Genomic DNA, 986 nt, shown 5'->3' with positions numbered 1-986 from the left:
CCGTCACGCTGAGCACCGGCGAAGTGTTGGTGTTCAAAGCCGGCGAAACCACCAAGACCATCTCTGCGCCTGCGCAGGGCGATGACGTGTTCATCGACAACGGCAAGATCACCGTCAGCATCGATGGCGCCACTGTCCCGGGCCCAGCGCTGGAAAACCTGGTGATCGGCGACCCGGCCACCGTTCAGGTCTCGGACACCCTCAGCAAGGTCACCGCGGTACTGTCGGTCGACAACACCGCTGTGGTCGAAGGCGGCAAGATCACCTACACCGTCACCCTGATCAGCGAAGACACCAAGCTGCCAGTCACTGGCCACGGCGGCGTAACCGTCACCCTGACCGGTGGCACCACCGTGACCATTCCGGCAGGTTCAGCCTCGGGCACGGCCTTCATCAATGCTCCGGATGATGTGTACACCGGTGGGCAAAACACCATCACCAAGTCGATCACCGGCATCGCTGTTGCTGGCGACAAGGTGTTCGAGAACCTGGTGACCGGCACCAACAGTGTCAGCACTACCGTCAGCGACGAGCCAAGCGGCCAGGGCGATGTTGCCAAGGTGAGCATCAATGGCACCACTTCGCTGACCGAAGGCGAAACCGGTAGCTACACGCTGACCCTTACCCATGAATCCAAGGCTGAAGTGACTGTCACCCTCAGCTATAGCGGCACCGCCAAAAACGGTGAGGACTTCACCGGCGTGACCACCGTGAAGATCCCGGCCAACAGCACTGGCACCACCTTCACTATCGGTACCATTGACGACAGTCGAGTCGAAGGCACCGAGAATTTCGTGGTCAAGATCGAAACGGCCACCGGTGGCAACTTCGAGAACCTGCAGGTCGACAGCAGCAAGTCGAGCGTGACCACGGCCATCCTCGACAACGACCACCTGCCGGTTTCGCCTGGCGGTGCAGTGTCTGGCGTGGAGGACACCGATTACGTGTTCGGCTGGAGCGACTTCAAAGTCACCGATGCCGATGGC

At 60.6% G+C, this 986-nt stretch carries 1 protein-coding gene; it reads left to right on the top strand.

Annotated features, from left to right (window positions below):
• The coding region (locus tag HP547_RS28920) for an immunoglobulin-like domain-containing protein (protein ID WP_306140785.1) at positions 1–986 on the top strand (986 nt) is incomplete at both ends.

Source organism: Pseudomonas sp. CM27, from assembly GCF_013179515.1.
In the GTDB taxonomy this organism is placed as follows: Bacteria; Pseudomonadota; Gammaproteobacteria; order Pseudomonadales; family Pseudomonadaceae; genus Aquipseudomonas.
The sequence above is the reverse complement of the archived record's forward strand: the minus strand, read 5'-3'. Positions and strand labels throughout refer to the sequence as shown.